Origin of the sequence: Halomicrobium mukohataei DSM 12286 (assembly GCF_000023965.1) — an archaeon.
GTDB classification, from domain to species: domain Archaea; phylum Halobacteriota; class Halobacteria; order Halobacteriales; family Haloarculaceae; genus Halomicrobium; species Halomicrobium mukohataei.
Window position 1 is genome coordinate 596,898 of sequence record NC_013202.1, and the last position, 17,667, is coordinate 614,564.

The 17,667-nt window shown below is 65.5% G+C and carries 22 protein-coding genes; 10 read left to right on the forward strand and 12 right to left on the reverse strand.

Translation table 11 applies throughout. The annotated features are described in order from the left end of the window. The first annotated feature begins 166 nt into the window (after nt 1–166). On the forward strand, nt 167–1,540 hold the full coding sequence (locus HMUK_RS03010; protein WP_015761617.1) for a sulfatase: 1,374 nt from the start codon (nt 167–169) through the stop codon (nt 1,538–1,540). Nucleotides 1,541–1,552: 12 nt separating this feature from the next. On the opposite strand, the gene HMUK_RS03015 is transcribed toward HMUK_RS03010, so the two are convergent. Further along, nucleotides 1,553–2,065: a hypothetical protein gene (locus HMUK_RS03015; protein ID WP_015761618.1), complete on the reverse strand. Its 513-nt coding sequence runs from the start codon at nt 2,063–2,065 to the stop codon at nt 1,553–1,555. Between the two features lie 86 nt (nt 2,066–2,151). Between HMUK_RS03015 and HMUK_RS03020 the strand changes: the two genes are divergently transcribed. Then, entirely contained in the window at nt 2,152–3,186 is a 1,035-nt protein-coding gene (locus HMUK_RS03020) for a Gfo/Idh/MocA family protein (protein ID WP_015761619.1), read from the forward strand. A 14-nt stretch (nt 3,187–3,200) separates the two neighbouring features. Here the strand turns inward: HMUK_RS03020 and HMUK_RS03025 are convergent, their stop codons facing one another. Then, nucleotides 3,201–3,545 carry a hypothetical protein gene (locus HMUK_RS03025; protein WP_015761620.1) on the reverse strand — a complete coding sequence of 115 codons (345 nt, stop codon included), beginning with the start codon at nt 3,543–3,545 and terminating at the stop codon, nt 3,201–3,203. A 212-nt stretch (nt 3,546–3,757) separates the two neighbouring features. Here HMUK_RS03025 and HMUK_RS03030 point away from each other — a divergent pair, with 212 nt between their 5' ends. Further along, nucleotides 3,758–4,102 (forward strand): winged helix-turn-helix domain-containing protein, encoded by a 345-nt coding sequence (locus tag HMUK_RS03030; protein WP_015761621.1) that lies wholly within the window; start codon nt 3,758–3,760, stop codon nt 4,100–4,102. Continuing rightward, complete coding sequence (locus HMUK_RS03035) at nt 4,103–4,399, forward strand: DUF7521 family protein (RefSeq protein ID WP_015761622.1); 297 nt, start codon at nt 4,103–4,105, stop codon at nt 4,397–4,399. It abuts the gene before it with no gap. Nucleotides 4,400–4,417: 18 nt separating this feature from the next. Here HMUK_RS03035 and HMUK_RS03040 read toward each other — a convergent pair whose 3' ends face one another. From HMUK_RS03040 to HMUK_RS03055, 4 genes are read right to left on the reverse strand one after another with little or no spacing between them, the layout of a single operon-like run. Then, nucleotides 4,418–5,632 carry a Gfo/Idh/MocA family protein gene (locus HMUK_RS03040; RefSeq protein ID WP_015761623.1) on the reverse strand — a complete coding sequence of 405 codons (1,215 nt, stop codon included), beginning with the start codon at nt 5,630–5,632 and terminating at the stop codon, nt 4,418–4,420. A gap of 49 nt (nt 5,633–5,681) precedes the next feature. Further along, nucleotides 5,682–6,494, reverse strand: a complete 813-nt coding sequence (locus tag HMUK_RS03045; RefSeq protein ID WP_049940864.1) for an aldo/keto reductase — start codon at nt 6,492–6,494, stop codon at nt 5,682–5,684. Nucleotides 6,495–6,544: 50 nt separating this feature from the next. Then, on the reverse strand, nt 6,545–6,922 hold the full coding sequence (locus HMUK_RS03050; protein ID WP_015761625.1) for a truncated hemoglobin: 378 nt from the start codon (nt 6,920–6,922) through the stop codon (nt 6,545–6,547). Between the two features lie 57 nt (nt 6,923–6,979). Beyond that, on the reverse strand, nt 6,980–7,729 hold the full coding sequence (locus HMUK_RS03055; protein WP_015761626.1) for a DUF429 domain-containing protein: 750 nt from the start codon (nt 7,727–7,729) through the stop codon (nt 6,980–6,982). Nucleotides 7,730–8,262: 533 nt separating this feature from the next. Between HMUK_RS03055 and HMUK_RS03060 the strand changes: the two genes are divergently transcribed. Next, a complete protein-coding gene (locus tag HMUK_RS03060; RefSeq protein WP_018256778.1) occupies nt 8,263–8,457 on the forward strand; it encodes a cold-shock protein in 195 nt (64 codons plus the stop codon). A gap of 170 nt (nt 8,458–8,627) precedes the next feature. Next, on the forward strand, nt 8,628–9,317 hold the full coding sequence (locus HMUK_RS03065; RefSeq protein WP_015761628.1) for a carbonic anhydrase: 690 nt from the start codon (nt 8,628–8,630) through the stop codon (nt 9,315–9,317). On the opposite strand, the gene HMUK_RS03070 is transcribed toward HMUK_RS03065, so the two are convergent. From HMUK_RS03070 to HMUK_RS03085, 4 genes are all read right to left on the reverse strand, one after another. Beyond that, nucleotides 9,307–10,569: a glycosyltransferase family 87 protein gene (locus tag HMUK_RS03070; RefSeq protein ID WP_015761629.1), complete on the reverse strand. Its 1,263-nt coding sequence runs from the start codon at nt 10,567–10,569 to the stop codon at nt 9,307–9,309. The genes HMUK_RS03065 and HMUK_RS03070 overlap by 11 nt on opposite strands. Next, entirely contained in the window at nt 10,566–10,748 is a 183-nt protein-coding gene (locus tag HMUK_RS03075) for a hypothetical protein (protein WP_015761630.1), read from the reverse strand. The genes HMUK_RS03070 and HMUK_RS03075 overlap by 4 nt, the downstream gene beginning before the upstream one ends. 59 nt (nt 10,749–10,807) lie before the next feature. Continuing rightward, nucleotides 10,808–11,314, reverse strand: coding sequence for a type IV pilin (locus tag HMUK_RS03080; protein WP_015761631.1), 507 nt, complete (start codon nt 11,312–11,314; stop codon nt 10,808–10,810). A gap of 70 nt (nt 11,315–11,384) precedes the next feature. Continuing rightward, nucleotides 11,385–12,386, reverse strand: coding sequence for a glutathione S-transferase family protein (locus tag HMUK_RS03085; protein ID WP_015761632.1), 1,002 nt, complete (start codon nt 12,384–12,386; stop codon nt 11,385–11,387). A gap of 136 nt (nt 12,387–12,522) precedes the next feature. Between HMUK_RS03085 and HMUK_RS03090 the strand changes: the two genes are divergently transcribed. Continuing rightward, nucleotides 12,523–13,053 (forward strand): 50S ribosomal protein L16, encoded by a 531-nt coding sequence (locus HMUK_RS03090; RefSeq protein ID WP_015761633.1) that lies wholly within the window; start codon nt 12,523–12,525, stop codon nt 13,051–13,053. A 24-nt stretch (nt 13,054–13,077) separates the two neighbouring features. Here HMUK_RS03090 and HMUK_RS03095 read toward each other — a convergent pair whose 3' ends face one another. Then, on the reverse strand, nt 13,078–13,422 hold the full coding sequence (locus tag HMUK_RS03095) for a hypothetical protein (protein ID WP_015761634.1): 345 nt from the start codon (nt 13,420–13,422) through the stop codon (nt 13,078–13,080). Between the two features lie 468 nt (nt 13,423–13,890). On the opposite strand from HMUK_RS03095, the gene HMUK_RS03100 reads away from it, so the two are divergent. Both HMUK_RS03100 and HMUK_RS03105 read left to right on the forward strand, forming a co-directional pair. Further along, the gene (locus tag HMUK_RS03100; protein ID WP_015761636.1) at nt 13,891–14,289 is read left to right on the forward strand and encodes a hypothetical protein; all 399 of its coding nucleotides are present in this window, start codon (nt 13,891–13,893) and stop codon (nt 14,287–14,289) included. A gap of 96 nt (nt 14,290–14,385) precedes the next feature. Continuing rightward, nucleotides 14,386–15,252, forward strand: a complete 867-nt coding sequence (locus tag HMUK_RS03105) for an ATP-grasp domain-containing protein (RefSeq protein ID WP_015761637.1) — start codon at nt 14,386–14,388, stop codon at nt 15,250–15,252. Nucleotides 15,253–15,261: 9 nt separating this feature from the next. Here HMUK_RS03105 and HMUK_RS03110 read toward each other — a convergent pair whose 3' ends face one another. Continuing rightward, on the reverse strand, nt 15,262–15,654 hold the full coding sequence (locus HMUK_RS03110) for an Hsp20/alpha crystallin family protein (protein WP_015761638.1): 393 nt from the start codon (nt 15,652–15,654) through the stop codon (nt 15,262–15,264). 939 nt (nt 15,655–16,593) lie between these two features. On the opposite strand from HMUK_RS03110, the gene gap reads away from it, so the two are divergent. Continuing rightward, a complete protein-coding gene (gene gap, locus HMUK_RS03115) occupies nt 16,594–17,601 on the forward strand; it encodes a type I glyceraldehyde-3-phosphate dehydrogenase (protein WP_015761639.1) in 1,008 nt (335 codons plus the stop codon). The last annotated feature ends 66 nt before the right edge of the window (nt 17,602–17,667 follow it).

A 17,667-nucleotide genomic window follows, 5' to 3' on the forward strand; every position in this document is an offset into this window, starting at 1 on the left:
CGCGATAGAGCCCCTCCCTCGAACCCAGACGGTGATTGCTGCTGTCGCAGTGCGTACTGCGAGCGATCCATCCGGTCAAACGCATCGGTTCCGCGCACGTCGGCGGTCCTACGACCGCCGGCCACGAGCGAAGTTTGTATGACGGACGGCCGAAAAGGGACGCGTAATGGGATCGCCGAACGTCTTGCTCGTCGTGCTCGATGCGACCAGGAAGGACCACCTCTCGTGTTACGGTTACGACCGGCCGACGACGCCGGAGCTGGACGCGGTGGCCCAGGCCGGGACCCGCTACGAGCAGGCGATCGCGCCGGCACCGTGGACGCCGCCCTCCCACGCGTCGATGTTCACGGGTCGATATCCGTCCGGGCACGGGAGTTTCGGCACGCAGCCGCTGGGAGAGTACGACGGGGCGACCGTCGCCGAGTTGCTCTCGGCGGCGGGGTACGCGACGTTCGGGTTCAGCAACTCCCACCACACCAGCATCGAGCAGGAGTTCGACCGCGGATTCGACTACTACCACGACATCCTCGCGTTGCCGCGGTTCATGGACACGATGTACGAGCCCAGCCTGGATTTCCTCCGGTTTCTCCCGCGGTACTTCCGGGACGGCTACGACATCTCGGACTTCCAGCGGCGCAAGCTCGAAACGCAGGTTCGGCGAGCCGACGGCCCCTTCTTCGGGTTCATCAACTTCAACGCGACACACGCGCCCTACAGGCCACCCGAGGAGTTCAGAGCGCCGTTCGAGGAGCGCTTCGACGACTGGGACGCGGTCGACGAGACGGCGGCCCGGAAGGTCGGCGACGACGAGGGATACGAGTACATCCTGGGCGACGTGACGATGTCGCCGACCGAGTGGGAGCTCGTGGAGTGCTGGTACGACGCCGAGATCAGGTACGTGGACGCGCTGCTGGGCGAGCTGTTCGACTGTCTGCGACGGCAGGGGGTCTACGACGACACGCTCGTCGTCGTCACCGCGGACCACGGCGAGCACTTCGGCGAGCACGGGCTGGCCTACCACCAGTTTTCGCTGTTCGAGGAGCTGCTCAACGTCCCGCTGCTGGTCAAGTGGCCCGAGGGCGACCGGCCGTCGCCGGCTCCCGGGACGGTGTCGGACCGGCTCGTGTCGCTGGTCGATCTCGTCCCGACGATCTGTGAGTGGGCCGGCGTCGCGGTGCCAGACGAGGTCGACGGCCGGGCACTGACCGGCGACGACGACCGCGACGCGGTCTTCGCGGAGTACGACCGGCCGTATCCGCCGCTGCGCGAGCGGCTCCAGCAGTACGACAGCTTCGAAGCCTACGACAGGGGCTTGCAGGCGGTCCGGACCGAGACGCACAAGCTGATCCGACCGACAGTCGGCGAAGCGACGCTGTATCGCCTGACCGGCGACGGCGAGGTCGAGGTCTCCGACGACGAGCGCGAGGCGGCACTGGCCCAGCGTCTGGACGAGACGCTCGAACCGCTCCCCGATACGAGTCGAACCACGGAGCTGGACGATCACGTCAGCGATCACCTGGAGAAGATGGGGTACCTGTGAGGGCGGGCGGTGTCAGTAGTCCCGGACCGCGGCGACGATCCCCGCGGTCTGGCCGACGCCAGCGACGGCGAGGCCGGCGACCAGCACCAGGGGATCACCGCTCACGACGGTCCCCGCGACGTAGACGATCGCGCCGAGAACGCTCAGGACCGCACCGCCCGTGTACGCCAGCGGCGAGCGGTCGACGTGGCGGCCCGTGTAGGCCAGTCCGGCGGCGGGGACGAGCAGCCAGCCGACGACGGTGAGCCACAGCAGCGACGACGCGGGCGGCGTCTGCAAGAGACCGGTCGTCCCGAGTAGAGTGAGCGCGAGCCCGACGAGCAAGACGAGTCGCCACGCGCGCAAGACGCCGCGGCGCATCTCCGACCACGAGAGCACGGTGAAGGCGACGAGGACGGCGTCCATCACCAGGTGAGCGATCAGGACCGTCCGAAGCGCCAGCACGTCCAGATGTGCGGCGATCGCGAACGTCCAGGCCAGCGGCACGAGGACGACGGGACCGTTCTCGCGGAGGCGACGAAGCATACAGAGTGTATTGTGACCGTCCCACAAGAACGTGGTGTGACACCGGCGCGCACAATCCTTTTGCCGTCCCGCACTGATGATCGAGTATGACATACCGGGTCGTCGGCGCGAACTTCGACCAGATGCACATGAACACGAATCTCGGCTGGGCCCACGACCACCCCGAGATGGAGGTCGTCGCCGTCTGCGACGAGGAGCCGGAGACTTCGACCGGCTCCGTTGAGACGGCCGTCGAAGAGTGCGGGCTCACCGGGGACGACGTCTACGACGATCTGGAGCGGTGTCTCGAAGCGACGGCACCGGACGTGGTGTTTGGCTGCCCGCGCAACTCGAAACACGCCGCGTTCGTCGAGCGGGTCGCGGCCTACGACGTACACCTCGCCATCGAGAAGCCAATGGCCGTCACCCTCGCCGACGCCGACCGGATGCTCGACGCGATGGCCGACACGGACCGGCGCTTCGTCGTCAACTGGCCGGTGATGTGGGACCCCGTGAAACACACCGTCGAGGAGCTCGTCGCCAGTGGCACCGTCGGCGACGTGATCGAGGTCCAGTACTACGGGGGCAACGCTGGCGCGCCCCCGGACGACAGCTGGTTCTACGATCCCGAGGACGGCGGCGGATCGATGCTCGACTACCTCGGCTACGGTGCGACGTTCTCGACGTGGTTTCGCGGCGGAGAGCTCCCCGAGTCGGTGACCGCCGAGCGGTACGTCCCGGAGGGGATGGACGTCGACGTACAGAGCTCGACGATCTGCCGGTACGAGGAGGGGCTGTCGACGCTCCAGACCTCTTGGCGGCTGCTCACCAACCCCTGGGAGATCCAGCCCCAGCCGGTGAAGGGGTACGAGATCGTCGGGACCGAGGGGACCGTCAGCACGCGCCACCCCGACGCGGCGATCCGCGTGACGACCGCAGACCGGCCCAAGGGGTACACCGTCGAGCCGGATCCGCTGCCCGACCGCTTCGAGAACCTGGCGACCTACCTCGTGGACCTGATCGAGACCGACCGGGAGCCGGAGGGGCCGGCCGATCCCGCCTTCTGCCGGGCGGCCCATCGGATCATCGAGACGGCACGGCGGAGCGCAGAGCGAGGCGAGCGACTCGACCTGGTGGAGTGACGCCGAGACCGACGTTACTGGAGGTTCACGGTCAGCAGCCACGCCTGCCCGAAGGCGAGCGCGCCGAGCACGAGGTGGACGAGCGCCTCGTAGTATCGCGGACGGACGGCAGCCTCTAGATCGAGGAGGAGGCGGGTGGATCGAAGGCAGAGGTAGGCCGTGACCGACAGTGCGGGGAGCAGGGTCAGGCCGAGCAGCCGCGGGCCGCGGGTGACCGAGAGTTCGCCGTCGAGGCCGAAGTGCCAGCCGACGATCATCGTCTCCGGGAGCGACGGAGCCAGCAGGAAACCCGACGCGACCGTCGCGAGGACCAGTGCGAGCGACGTGAGCTCGGGGAGGGCGCGCCGAGAGACAGTCACGGCTCGCTCACGACCGTTGGGTCGGCGCTGGCGGGGTCCCGGATCGACGGTGCCGTTCGAGGCTTCGTGTCGGCCGAGTGTCGATCGACGATGGTGGTGTCTGGCATCGGTAGGTCACACTGAGTCCGTCGGGAGTATAGGGACGCGACCAGTGCTTCACGCGCTGAAGCACCGGGAACCTTTTTACGGTCCACTCGTGCGTACCGACAGTCGTGAGTGAGGAGCCCGACGTCGGGACCGTCGCGGGGCTGCTCGAAGACGAGACAGCGCGGCGTATCCTCACGCAAACCAGCCAGGAACCCATGTCAGCGAGTACCCTCGAACAGCGGTGTGACGCGTCAGGACCGACGATCTACCGTCGGCTCGAACAGCTCGAAGCGTCCGACCTGATCGTCGGACAGACCCGGCCCGATCCCGAAGGGGGCCACCATCGGACGGTGTACGAGCCGAACGTCCGGAGCGTGACCGTGGAGCTGGTCGAGGGGGAACTGGAACTGTCGATCGACCGTCGGGAGAACATGGCCGACCGGCTCACGCGGTTCGTGGAGGAGATCTAGATGACGATAGAGACACTCGGGACGGTCGGACTGCTGTTACAGGGCTACGAACTGGTCGGTGCGGCGCTTGGCCTGTTCATCGCCTACCTGGCGTTCAGGGGGTATCGGCGCAACGACAGCCGACCGATGCTGTTCTTCGCGATCGGGTTCGGGATCATTCTGGGGTTGCCCCTCCCCGTCGTCGCGCTGTCGCTGGTGTTCCCGTGGCTGTCCGGTCCGGGAGGACAGGCGATCATCCAGACGTTCGAACTGGTCGGTCTCGTCTGTATCATCTACGCGCTCCGGATGGACCCCTGACGGTCACACCGCCGACAGTCACTCCCGCGCGGGCGGTGGGGTGTATCCCTCCAGATCGGCGTCCCGCAGGTCGACGTCGGCCCCGTCTTCGGCGGCCTTGTACGCGGCCATACAGAGCCGGAGGATCCGGACGCCGTCGGAGAGGTCGAGCGTACCGTTCTCGCCGGCTCGGAACGCCGCCACCGCATCCCGGTTCTCGGCGACGAAACCCGCGGTGACCACGTCGGCGGCGGCGATGGGCATTCGCCCGCTGGTGGCGGTCTGTTTCTCCGCCCACCCCTCGCCCTCGCCCAGCTCGTCCGAGAAGAAGACGCTGGAAGACTCGTCGTCGGACAGCACCTGCCCGGAGTACTCCGGCCCGAGCAGCTCGATCGTCCGACGGACGCCCGAGCCGACGTAACACCACGATCCGGTCGCTTCCGAGACGACGGTCCGGCCGTCCTCGTCCTCGTAACGCACCGTCGTCCGGGCGTAGTCGTCGACCGGGTTCGACCGGAAGTCGATGCCGAAGTCGGCTTCGAGCTGGTCGGCGTAGTCGTCCTGTTGCCACTTGATCGTCTCCGTGTCGGCGGAGACGCTGACCGGTTCGAGGTCGTCCCCGCCGTTCGGGTCCGACAGCAGGAAGTCGTTGCCCGCGAGCGCGTGACACAGCATGTCCGTCAGCGCGCCCCCACCCTGCTTGCGGCCGTCCCAGAACCACCCGGAGTGGGGACCGCCGTGTTCGGCCTGCGATCGGGCGATGTAGGGACGGCCGGCCCCGCGGCCCTGCTCCCACAGCAGCGTCCGGAGCTTGTCGATGTCGGGCTCGTGGGGCCAGTTCTCCAGATAGGCGTGGGGGAGGTCCGCTCCCTCGACGAGGTCGACGATCCGGTTGGCCTCCCGAAGGTTCCGTGCGACCGGTTTCTCCAGGGCGATGCCCTGTAGCTCGGCCCCGTCTTCGAGTGCCTCGACGGCCGCCTCGACCACGTCGACGCGCGTGAAGTTCGGGCTGGTCACCCACAGCCCGTCCACGTCGGGGTCCGCGACGAGGTCGGCGACGGCGTCCTCGCCGTAGACGCTCGGATCGCCCCACCCCTCCTCGCGGCAGGTGTCGGCGAGCGATTCCGCGTTCTCCCGCGTGCGGTTCTGGATCCCCGCGACGTGAACGTCCGGGAGATACCCCACGCTGGGCGCGTGCGATTCGCGCGTGATGAAACCCGCACTGACGAAGCCGATGCCGAAGGAGTCGGTCATACAGGAAGGCAGTGAGCCAACGACTAAAACGCTCAGGGTCGACCGGCCGTTACCAGTTCCAGGGCCCGTGGTCGGCGTCGATGACGCGCTCGCGGCGGTCGATCGAGTCGATCAGGTCGAGATCGTCGTCGTCCAGCTCCAGATCGAGCGCGGCGAGGTTCTGCTCCATGTGCTCGCGACTGCTGGCCTTGGGGATGGCGGCGACGTTGTCGTGGCTGGTGATCCACGCGAGGCTGACCTGGGCGGGCGTGGCGTCGTGTTTCTCGGCGACCTCTCGAATCTCGGGGACGTCGAAGACCGCGCCCTTGGCCAGCGGGGAGTAGGCGACGAACGTGTAGTCGTGTGCCTGGGCGTGGGCGACGAGGTCCGCCTGTGGGAGCAGGGGATGCATCTCGGCCTGGTGGGCGAAAAGCGGCGCGTCGAGCACGTCCATCGCCTCGTCGAGCAGTTCGGGCGTGAAGTTCGACAGCCCGACGTGGCGAGTCTTGCCCGCGTCGTAGGCGTCGTCGTAGGCCGGCAGAACTGTCTCGTGGTCGTAGACGCCGGACGGCCAGTGGACGTACAGCAGGTCGACGGCGTCGACGCCCAGCCTGTCGAGACAGCCGTCGATGGCGTCGGGCACCTGGTCGGCCTCGGGAGGTACGTCGTGGTGGACGGTCTTGGTCGAGAGCCACACGTCGTCGCGATCGACGGCCGACGAGCGCAGTCCCTCACCGACGTACCGCTCGTTCTCGTAGACCTGTGCGGTGTCGATGTGGCGAAAGCCCGCGTCGAGCGCGGTGCGGACGTTGTCGGTCCACTGCTCGCGGTTGTCCTCCGAGTAGGTCCCCAGACCGAGCGGCAGCATGTCGTCTCGTGGCATCACCCGAACCAGCGTCTCCAGCGGCTTTCGTCTGTCGATCAGGCCAGCGGTCACACCTCCTCGTCGGGCGAGGCCAGCAGCTCCGCCTCGTAGGCGGCGACGGCGTCGACGACCGCCGCGGCGTCGTCGGCCGGCACGTCGAAGGCGTCGAGGCTCGCTTCCAGCAGTTCGATGGCGCGTTCGATGTGGGTCGGTTCGAAGGGAACGTCGATGTGAGCCTCGCGGACGGGCACGGCGTCGTAGGTCTCCGGCCCGCCGGCCGCTTCACAGAGGAAGTCGGTCTGTGTCCGACGCAACAGTTCCATGTCCGCGTCAGCGAAGAACGGCCCCAGCTGCTCGTCGGCGATCAGTCGGTCGTAGAAGTCGTCGACGACGGCCCGGATGCCCTCCCGCTCGCCGAGTCGCTCGTACAGTGTTCCCTCTGGCATACCGACCGGTCAGTAAGCGACGGTGAAAACGGTGTCCGTCGGCGCGATTCTCGCCGGTCATTCGGGTTCGACCAGCGCCGCCTCGGCCCGGTAGACGATCTGCATCGGCAGGCCGTTGTCGTCGAGCGGTGGTCGAGGCGGGAGCGAACGCAGCCGTCCCTCGTGGGGAAGTGCCGTGTAGGCCAGTGCCACCGCGTCGAGCACGTCGGCGACGGTGACCGGTGTGTCGTCCATCGCCTCGGCGGCGGACTGGACCGCGGGCGGAGCGTCCCGATCGATCGACGCCAGCGTGCGCAGGCGCTCGGCGTACCCGCCGGCGGTCCGGCGGTCGCGTTCCATGCGCTCGCCCGCGAACGCGAGGAAGGCGACCTCCGGATGGGCGGCGGCGAGGAGATCACGGGCCTCGGAGAACTCCCGGAGCAACTGATCGACCGTCGCGATCGTCTCGCTGAGTTCGAAGGCTCGCTCGGAGAGAGACACCCCGGTCGCGCGCTCGTGCGTGCGGTTCGCGACGGGGTAGCGCCGCTTTCGCAGCGCCTCGCGTGCCGGCGGGGCGACGATCTCGTCGGACCGCGGCCCTACGAGAGTGCGGGCCAGCTCGTCACACTCGCGCTCGCCCTCGGCTTCCTCGACCAGTCCGATCGGCACGTCGACGAGGATCGCGGCCGCGTCGTCCTCGTAGCGAAACCAGAGGTCGCCGATCCCGTCGAAGGTCGCCGCGTGGTCGAACCCCTCTCGGTCGAACGCCACCGCGATCCAGGTCCCGTCGGCGACGTGTGCCCCGACCCAGACGCCGTCGTCTGCCATACCGGTCCCTGGCGGTGAGAACACAAAAACGTACGCCGCGACGGGTAGTGTGTAGTTTCGCAGCGACTGCTGGGGTTGATACTGCCGGCTGTAACTTCGTGAAGATCTTCGCCACTCCGGGGTGGCGAAATCGTTCACAGATTTACAGCCGGTAGTATGAGACATCGAAAGCCCTCGTACAGTTGTGGTCCCGGAATCTACGCTGCGCTCCTGTCGGTACGTACGGGATACGGGTTCCCGCAACTGTACTCGCCTTTTCAGCCACCAGGGCATAGCTGGTGGCACTGACCACGATCCTGGCGGATGAAAGGGCGAGGCGCGCCGAGGGCTTTCGACGTGTACACTGCTCCGATCTCTTGAGTACACGCGATCGACGGCCCGGCACAATAGCGCTCGTGTGGTGGATCGGTGCCGGACCGAACCACCGTCGGCGCGGCGCTGGGGAGGTGAGACGAGCCCCGTCGGAGGCCGTGGTCCGTGGTACACCGACCCTCGGAAGTATTATCCGTCCCCCTCTCATGCGTACAGTCGCAATGGCAACCGGTACTGTTGATTTCTTCAACGACACGGGCGGTTACGGCTTTATCGAAACTGAGGACGCTGACGACGACGTGTTCTTCCACATGGAAGACGTGGGCGGCCCGGACCTCGAAGAAGGCCAGGAGATCGAATTCGACATCGAACAGGCCGACAAAGGCCCCCGCGCGACGAACGTCACCCGACTGTAAGTCGGTCGCTTTCGTCAGCGGTCTCGGAGTGCGCGCTCGGCCGTAATCGCCGTTCTGCGTCTCTCCGGCAATTTTCGTTTCTATGAACCGGCCAGCGACGCCGGAACCGTTCGGTGTCTCACGACCGGTTCGCCAGTGGACTTAACAGCGCGTCGTGAGATCGTTCGAACATGTCCGAACACGTCCGCGCGAGACTGCTGGCGGGAAACCGGGCCCACGTCGAGAGCCGGCCGGCGGGCTACTTCGACGAGGTCCAGGAGGAGCAACACCCGGCGGCCGTCTCGATCTGCTGTGCCGACTCGCGGGTCTCACAGGAGGGGATGTTCGACATCGACGGCCCCGGCTGGCTCTTTACGCCGAGCAACATCGGCAACCAGGCGTGGGACATCGTCGACGGCCAGAAGGTCGTCAACGGCAACCTCCTGTACCCGATCGAGTACACCGGCACGAAGACGATCGCGGTCGTCGGCCACACGGGCTGTGGAGCGGTGACAGCGGCCTACCACGCCGGAACGGGGTCGGGCCACAGCCACCCAAGCGGGATCGCGAAGTGGATCGACACGCTGGGCTCGGTCGTCGCGGACGGTCTGGCGGCCGTCGACACGGACGCCGACGAGGAGACCGTCGTCAACCGACTCGTCGAGTACAACGTCGACCGACAGGTCGCCTTCCTCCAGGACGCCGAGGAGATCCCCGACGACGTGTCGGTGTACGGGTTCGTCTACGACCTCCACGGCGCGTACGACGGCCCGCGCGGGCGGACGTACCTCGTCAACGACGACGGCGAGACGGATCCGGAGGCGGTGCGGGCAGCGCTCGACGAGGGAGACCAGGAGTACGCACAGCGGCTCACTTCGTAGTCGGACGCTCCGTCGGCTCGGCCGCTTCGGACCCGCGGGCGGCGTGTTCGTGGTGCCAGTACACGCAGCCGGCAAAGAGGAGGACGACGCCGACGAGGGGCGGCTGAGCGATCGAGAACAGCGCACGTGCCGTCGCCGCTAGCGTCGCGGCGGTCTCGGGCGAGAGCGGTGCGACGACCAGCAGCTGCTCGACCGACGGATAAGAGACGATCGCGGAGAGTCCGAGCGTCCCGGCGAGAAAGAGCCCGCGGACGCGCCCCGGCGGCAGACGATAGAGGACGACCAGCAGCGGGTAGTACAGCAGCGAGTAGTAGAACGGCTCCAGTGGCAGGTACGCGAGCGCGGCCAGCAGCGTCGCGAGGAGCCCGACCAGGCGGCCGACCTCGCTTCGCAGGTCCCGGAGCGACGCCAGCACGACCGGGACCAACAGCGCCAGTGCGACGCCGGCGAGCGCGTCGGGAGACAGCTCCGGGGCAAGTGCAGCCAGGGGACGCCGAATCGTCACGAACATCGCCGACGGATCGAGACCGCCGGAGAAGGCCTCGGCCTGCCGCTCGCCGGGGAGGACTTCGGTGAAGAAGGTTCGTGTCGGCCCGACGCCGAACACGACCAGACCGGCCGCGATCGTCCCGAGTCCGGTCGCGATCGCAGCGCCGACGGCACGCCAGGACCGCTGGGCCAGGAGCCAGAGCCCGACCACGGCCGGGAACAGCTTCACCGCCCCGGCCAGCGCGAAGGCCGCGCCGGCACGCAGCTCACGGCCACCGGCCAGCAGTCGCGCGCCGACGGCGATCGCCAGGGCCAACTGGAGGTTCACCTGTCCCATCACCAGCACCGGCACCGAGTGGACCGAGGCGAGGACGACCCCGCCCACGAGCAGGCGGTCCCGCCGGGCCAGCGCGACACCGGCGTCCTCGATGGCACGGACGATCACCGCCGCGAGGACGGCAGCCGTCACGAGGGTGAGCGCGGTCTGGAACAGGTACGCACCCAGCGGGCTCCCGGTCAGGACGTGCGGGACGAACGCCAGCAACACCAGCGGCGGATAGATGTAGTGAAAGGTCGGATGGGACGGGGGCGTCACGGCGTAGGGGTCCCCGCCGGCCAGCAGCGTCGTGCCGGCGTGGTAGTACACGTCGGTGGCGACCGCCACCTGTGCGGGGCGAAGCAGCGGCACGGCGAGCAGGTAGACCAGTCCCGCGACGATCGTGGCCGCGAGCGTCGCCCGCACCGCTGTGCGCTCGTCGGTCACTGTGAGTTCTTCGTGAGTTCCGTCAACGGGACGAGTCGGTGCTCGACCGTCGGCTTCGTGTACCCCGCCGACTCCTCGGTAACGCCCGCGGTGTACACCTCGACTTTCTGCTGGAGCACGTGGGGCTCGCCCTGCTTGTTCTTGATGATGTCGACCGACTGCCACGCCTCGGATTCCATGCCCGTTCTGAGAGTGGCGATCTACCTCATACTTGCGGTGGTCACCACCGCCCAGCCGGTCAACGAGTCGGCTCCCAGCGCCAGATGATCGCCGACCCCTCGCGGTCGGGCTCCTGTGGGTCCCAGACCAGACGGATTTCGGCGTCGCTGAGATCGAGGTGCGCACCCGACGACGGAGTCGGTGTCACCTGGTTCGCACCGATCGAGACCGTGTCGCCCGCATCGAGGACCGTGCCGGCCTGTGTCCCCAATGGATCGGCACTCTCGTCGACCGCGACGGACGTGCCCGTCGAGTCGACGGCACCACGGAGCTGCAGCGACAGCTGGCGAGTCTCGATCCGGTCGCCACTCCGGACGGTGAGACGGAAGTACTGACCGTTCGGCGTCGTCCGTTCGTCGTACTGTGCCGTCATCGCGACCGACGGAGCGGGCTCCTGGCCACGGTCACCGAACTGGAGTGCGAAGACGCTGATCGTCGCCGCGAGGATCACCGCGATCGCGACCAGTACCACCACGCCGACGACGGGACTGACGCCTCTGTCACCTCGACCACCCACGGTCGTCATCGTTCCCTCCGTCGGACCCGAACGGGTTAAATCATCGTTCGAGATCGAACGGTGAGACGGTCAGCCGAGGTCAGTCGGCCGTTTCCAGCAGCGACTCGGGCGGCTCGCCGGGAAGTTCGTCGCGGTCGTGGGGCGCGTCGAAGTCGGGCTCGGGGCCGGCCGGGACGATCCGCTTGGGACTCACGTCGGGGTGGGTCGTGTAGTAGTGCTCTTTGATGTGGTCCACGTTCACCGTCTCGCTCACGCCCGGCGTCTGGTACAGGTCGCGCAGATACGGCCAGAGGTTGTCGTACTGCTCGATGAGACGGCGGTTACACATGAAGTGGGTGTGGTACACCTCGTCGAAGCGCACCAGCGTCGTGAACATACAGATGTCGGCCTCCGTGAGGCGATCGCCAGCGAGGTAGCGCTGGTCGGCGAGCACCGCGTCCCAGTGGTCCAGCGCGTCGAACAGTTCGTCGACGGCGTCGTCGTAGGCCGCCTGGCTGTCGGCGAAGCCGGTGCGGTAGACGCCGTTGTTGATCGGCTCGTAGATCTCGTCGATGATGCGGTCGATCTCCTCGCGGTAGCCCTCCGGGTAGAGGTCCACGTCTCGGGTCGCGACCGCGTCGAACTCGGTGTCGAGCATCCGCAGGATCTCTTCGGACTCGTTGTTGACGATCGTCTCCGCTCGTTTGTCCCACAGCACGGGAACGGTCACGCGACCCGTCATCCCCGAGTCGGCGGCCTGGTACACCTCGCGCAGGTAGTCGCTGCCGTTGACGCTGTCCTCGGTACAGCCGGCTTTCTCCGGCGTGAACTGCCAGCCGTCGTCGCCGCGGAACGGATCGACGTAATCGACGGAGATCGCGTCTTCGAGCCCCTTCAGCGACCGGACCAACAGCGTTCGGTGAGCCCACGGGCAGGCCAGACAGACGTAGAGGTGATACCGGCCGGCCTCGGGCTGGAAGCGTGCGTCGGGATCGTCCTCGATACGGTCTCGGAACGACGTGGTGCCCCGCTCGAACTCCCCGTCCTCGTTCGTCGTCTGATAGGCGTCAGTGCGCCACTCCCCGTCTACGAGCATGTTCATCGTACTCTCTCTTGGGGCTACACGTTCAAAAACAGCCCAGTGACACGGGAGTAACCGTGCAACAGCGACACACGGAGCCGCCGGGAGTTCGAAGGCTTAATACGCTCGCTCGGCCACGTATCCGCCAAGAGTATCTATGTCGGACAAGCCAGCCTCGATGTACCGGGAAATCAACAAGCCCTCGTACACGCGCCGCGAGTACATCACGGGCATTCCCGGTTCGAAGATCGCACAGCACCAGATGGGTAACAAGGACGCCGACCCCGAGGACTACCCGGTCCAGATCTCCCTGATCGTCGAGGAAGAGTGCCAGCTGCGCCACGGTTCCATGGAGGCCTCGCGCCTCTCGGCGAACCGCCACCTGATCAAGGAGTTCGGCGAAGGCAACTACAAGATGACGCTGCGGAAGTTCCCCCACCAGGTCATCAGAGAGAACAAACAGGCGACCGGTGCCGGGGCCGACCGTGTCTCCGACGGCATGCGCCAGGCCTTCGGGAAGATCGTCGGCACCGCCGCCCGCGTCCAGGCCAACGAGCGTCTGTTCACGGCCTACTGCGAAGTCGACCAGGCCGAGGAAGTCAAGGAAGCGTTCCGCCGCGCGTACAACAAGATCACGCCCCCGTGCCGGATCAAGGTCGAACGCGGCGAAGAGCAGCTGATCGCGTAGAACAGCGCTGTTCTCTCGGTTCGTTCACTCGGGATCTGACACGGTAACCGAAGCACGCCAGTCGAACGAATTTGCTTTCGGATTCGCGCGGTTGGACGACGCGAAGCACTGGTTCGTGACCGCGTAGGTTCTGCGTGGAAGACACGCGTTGGCGTTCTCCAGGTGGCCCCACACTTCGTAGTGACGGGTGAGCGACTGACCCGCCGGGACAGTGACGACGTGTCGCGTCGCGATGCCTGTCGTGGTCAGGTGGCGACAGCGCCAGCAGCCGCTGTCGGGTAGTTGCTCGTCTTGCAGTCCCGTCTGGGGATGGCACGCGAGCGTGCCAGCGTCGTCGTCCTCGGTCGTATCGGTGTCCGGTTCGGGCATGTCAGTCCGTTCGTCTACTGCTGTCGCAACGCGCGGAATGCGAGTCCCGGTTCGACGCGGTCGCTTTCCGTCGCATGCATCAGTGGTCGGGGACCGACAGTCGAAGAGAGGTACAGGTCGTTCGAGTTGGTATTGCGGAACATGACTTCGAACGCAGCCCGGCCGTCTGAATTCGCAGTTCGGTATCGTATACCGAGGGACAAGGCTGCCCCAGCGATGCCCGACATAGAAACCGACTTAACGCCGATTTCGGCAGGTATACCCCCTGTATCTGCATCTCTGCAAGTTGCACACCTGCGTCACCCACGACACCACCGATTACACTTCCCCCAGAGCCAGTACTACTAGTAGTTGATATGGATCCCAGCGGAGACTTTGATCGCGGGGTGACCTGGGATGCTATTGATCTGAACTAGAGTTAGAGATCATTTAGTTTTTCATCTGTAGAATGTATCTACCGACGTAGCTATGAAGAGTTTTTCAATAGACAAGGTTCGAACCATCTGGGTCGGTATTATTTCTATTGGATGTGCGTTTTCGGTGGCTGCGTGGGTTCTTCCCCAATTATCGGACCTGTACGTCAAAGTGTTCGTCGGCCTCCAGATCGCAATCGCGACACCGCTTGCCGTCAGACACATCGCCAAACGTGTCGAACTTTCTGGTCGCCTCTACAGATTGTATAAAGTTTGGTTCGTTCTCTTACTCCCGCTCTACGTCGCTCTCGGAACAGTCGTTCCGATGGACGCTGTCACGAGTGCCCGCGTCTTCGTCGGTGGATTCGTGATCTCGCTCCTCTTTGCAACCCTCATAGTTGCGCGTGACATCGACGAAGCACTGTGGCGACTCATCGACGAACATACCCCCTAACTGAGTCAATCACACACTTCAGAAAGCGAAGTTCGTACTCCTCACTCAGGCGGCTCGAATAGGTAGCCTTTGTATCATTCCGCTCAAAATAGAGGTATGCTCAAGCTGGCCGTGCCGACGAGAGCCGAGACGTTCGAGCGCATGCGCGAGCCACTGGCCCAGCGTGGAATCGAGGTCTCGCACGTCCGGACCGACGAGCGAACGATCGCCATCGCCGACTCGCCGTTCGACGAGTACGACGCCGGCTTCGTCTTCCCACCGCGGCTCGCGGAAGGCGGCGTCGCCGACGCGCTACTGGGCGTCCCGTGGGTCAACGGCCGCGAGGCGATCTTGCGTTCCCGGCACAAGGGCGAGGCACTCGCCCACCTCTCGCAGGCCGGCGTCCCGACGCCCGAGACCGTCGTCGTCTCCGATCCGGTCGACGAAGCAGATCTCAGAGCAGCCTTCGAGCAGTTCGACCCGCCGGTGGTCGTCAAGCCCAACGCGACGACCCGCGGCGTCGGCGTCGCGAAGGCTCACGACCTCGACTCCTTTCTGGGCGTCTGCGATTACCTGGATCTGGTCCACGACTATCGGGCGACCGGCGACCAGTCGTTTCTCGTCCAGGAGTATCTCCCCGGCGCACGGGACTACCGGGCGATGGTCGTCGACGGCGAGTACGTCGGCGCGGTCGAGCGCCGCCTCCCCGAGGACGCACTTGCCAGCGGCCAGTGGAAGCACAACGTCCACCGCGGGGCCGAGGCCACCGGCGTGACGCTCGCACCCGACGAACGGGAACTGGTACGCCGAGCAGCAGCGGCGCTGGAGATCGACTATCTCGGCGTCGATCTGCTCGTGACCGACGACCGCACGGTCGTCAACGAGACCAACGCGCGCCCGACGATCGACAGCGCCACGAAATACGAAGACGGGTTCTGGGACGACGTAGCAGCGCTGATCGAAGCGACGGCAGCGAGTCAGTAGCCCAGCGATTCAGTTCAGACTGATGTCGCTGGGATCTTCTGCACGGTCGAACGTAACTTCGAGAACACCGTTGTTGTACGTCGCGTTCGCGGAGTGCTCGTCGACGCGGGCGGGCAGCGTGATCTGGTCGTCGTAGTCGCGGTGGGTTCCGGCCGCCTCGATCGTCAAGACCGTTCCGTCACACTTCAGATCGATATCGTCCTTGTCGACGCCCGGCACGTCGGCGACGACCCGGAGCTGATCGTCCGTCTCGTGTACGTCGAGGTGCATATCTGTGCCTCTCGAACCGCCGCCACCCTGTTCGATGTGGACGTCGCCCTCCGGTCCCATCACGTCGTTCATCATCCGCTCCAGCTCGCGGAAGAACTCGTCGAAGGGGTCGTCGCGGTCGTCGCGTCTCATCCTACCTACCCTAGACGGACGTTGGGGAATAAACCTTCGGCCCACCCGTCGAGTAGTGTTCAGATAAGCAACTGCGTCAGTGGACTTGTAGACACCGAAAGCCCTCGTGCAGTTGCGGTCCCGGGACCCACGCTGCGCTCCAGTAGGTGCTTGCGGGGTCCGGGTTCCCGCAAGGGCCGGCCGGTGGAACCGGCCGGCTATAACGTGACGGCTCCGCCGTCACGCAGCACTCGCCCTTTCATCCGCCAGGGCTCAGACGATCAGATAGCCGATACCTGGCGGATGAAAGGGCGAGGCGCGGTCGGCGGTTCTGCGGCGGCACTATCCGAGCGGAGTGAGGATATCCGCCACAGAACCGCCGAGCGGGCCGAGGGCTTTCGGTGCTTCACTTCCGCCACTCTCGATCTCTTATCTGAACACCGTCACCCGTCGGGAACCCGAACGCCAGTCTACAACGAGCACGATCGAGAGCCACGGTGAGCGCCCGTGTACGCAGAGACGCTGATGGGCACCACATCGATGGCCGTACTGTCGGGACGGTGTCCGAACAGACTATCCAGCTATCGACACCGAAACGCACACCGTAGACATCGACGCGACGAGTGTGAACGAAACGGTCCGGTTACGATTGTTTGAGATCGATTCTGATTGGGATATATCGGCCAGACAACGTTCAGAGACGCAGCCACGAACTCACTCCGTGAATAGCAGTATAACGTCGACACGCCTCGCAGATGAAACCCCATTGCCGGCGGAGAACAGATTTATAATACCAAATGAACTATCTTGCACCCATATATTGACAATCCGAATAGAATACCGGCTATTTCAGTGAGAACAGCGACCAGTTGCGGTGCCAGACGTTGACAACAAGAGGTAACAGTACCGAATCACGTCTACTTCGAAAACCATTTACTGACGGTGGACGGGCTATGTACCATGAGCGAAGAAACCGTTCGCGTCGGAGTCAACGGCTTCGGCCGCATCGGTCGCAACGTGTTCCGCGCATCGCTGGACAACGACGCCATCGAGATCGTCGGCATCAACGACGTGATGGAAGACGAGGAGATGGAGTATCTCGCCAAGTACGACTCCGTCATGGGACGACTCGACGGTGCCAGCCTCGACGACGGAACTCTGACCGTCGAGGGGACCGACTTCGAGGCGGGCGTCTTCCACGAAACCGATCCAACCCAGCTCCCCTGGGAGGAACTGGACGTCGACATCACCTTCGAGTCGACCGGCATCTTCCGCAGCCACGAAGACGCGAGCCAACACCTCGACGCGGGTGCCGACAAAGTCGTCATCTCTGCACCGCCGAAGGGCGACACGCCGGTCAAACAACTCGTCTACGGCGTCAACCACGACGAGTACGACGGCGAAGACGTCGTCTCGAACGCCTCCTGTACGACAAACTCCATCACCCCGGTCGCGAAGGTACTGCAAGACGAATTCGGAATCGAGTCGGGACAGTTGACGACGGTCCACGCCTACACGGGCACCCAGAACCTCGTCGACGGCCCCAACAGCAAGCCCCGCCGTCGCCGCGCTGCGGCCGAGAACATCATCCCGACGACGACGGGCGCTGCCCAGGCCGCGACCGAAGTCCTCCCCGAACTCGAAGGGAAACTCGACGGGATGGCAATGCGCGTCCCAGTCCCCGACGGTTCGATCACCGAGTTCGTCTGTACACTCGAAACGGACGCCACCGAGAGCGACATCAACGCCGCCTTCGAGGCCGCCGCCGACGGAGAACTCGAAGGCGTACTGGGCGTCAGTGACGACCCGATCGTCTCTCGGGACGTGCTGGGCCAGCCCTACTCGACGATGGTCGACCTCGAGAACACGAACGTCGTCGGCGACCTCGTCAAAGTGCTGACCTGGTACGACAACGAGTTCGGCTTCGCCAACCGCATGCTCGACCTCGCAGCGTTCGTCGCCGAGTAATTCCCCTTTCCAGCTGATTCTACCGTCTTCCCGATCAACTGCACTGACTCGTCACTGAGAGCTCTT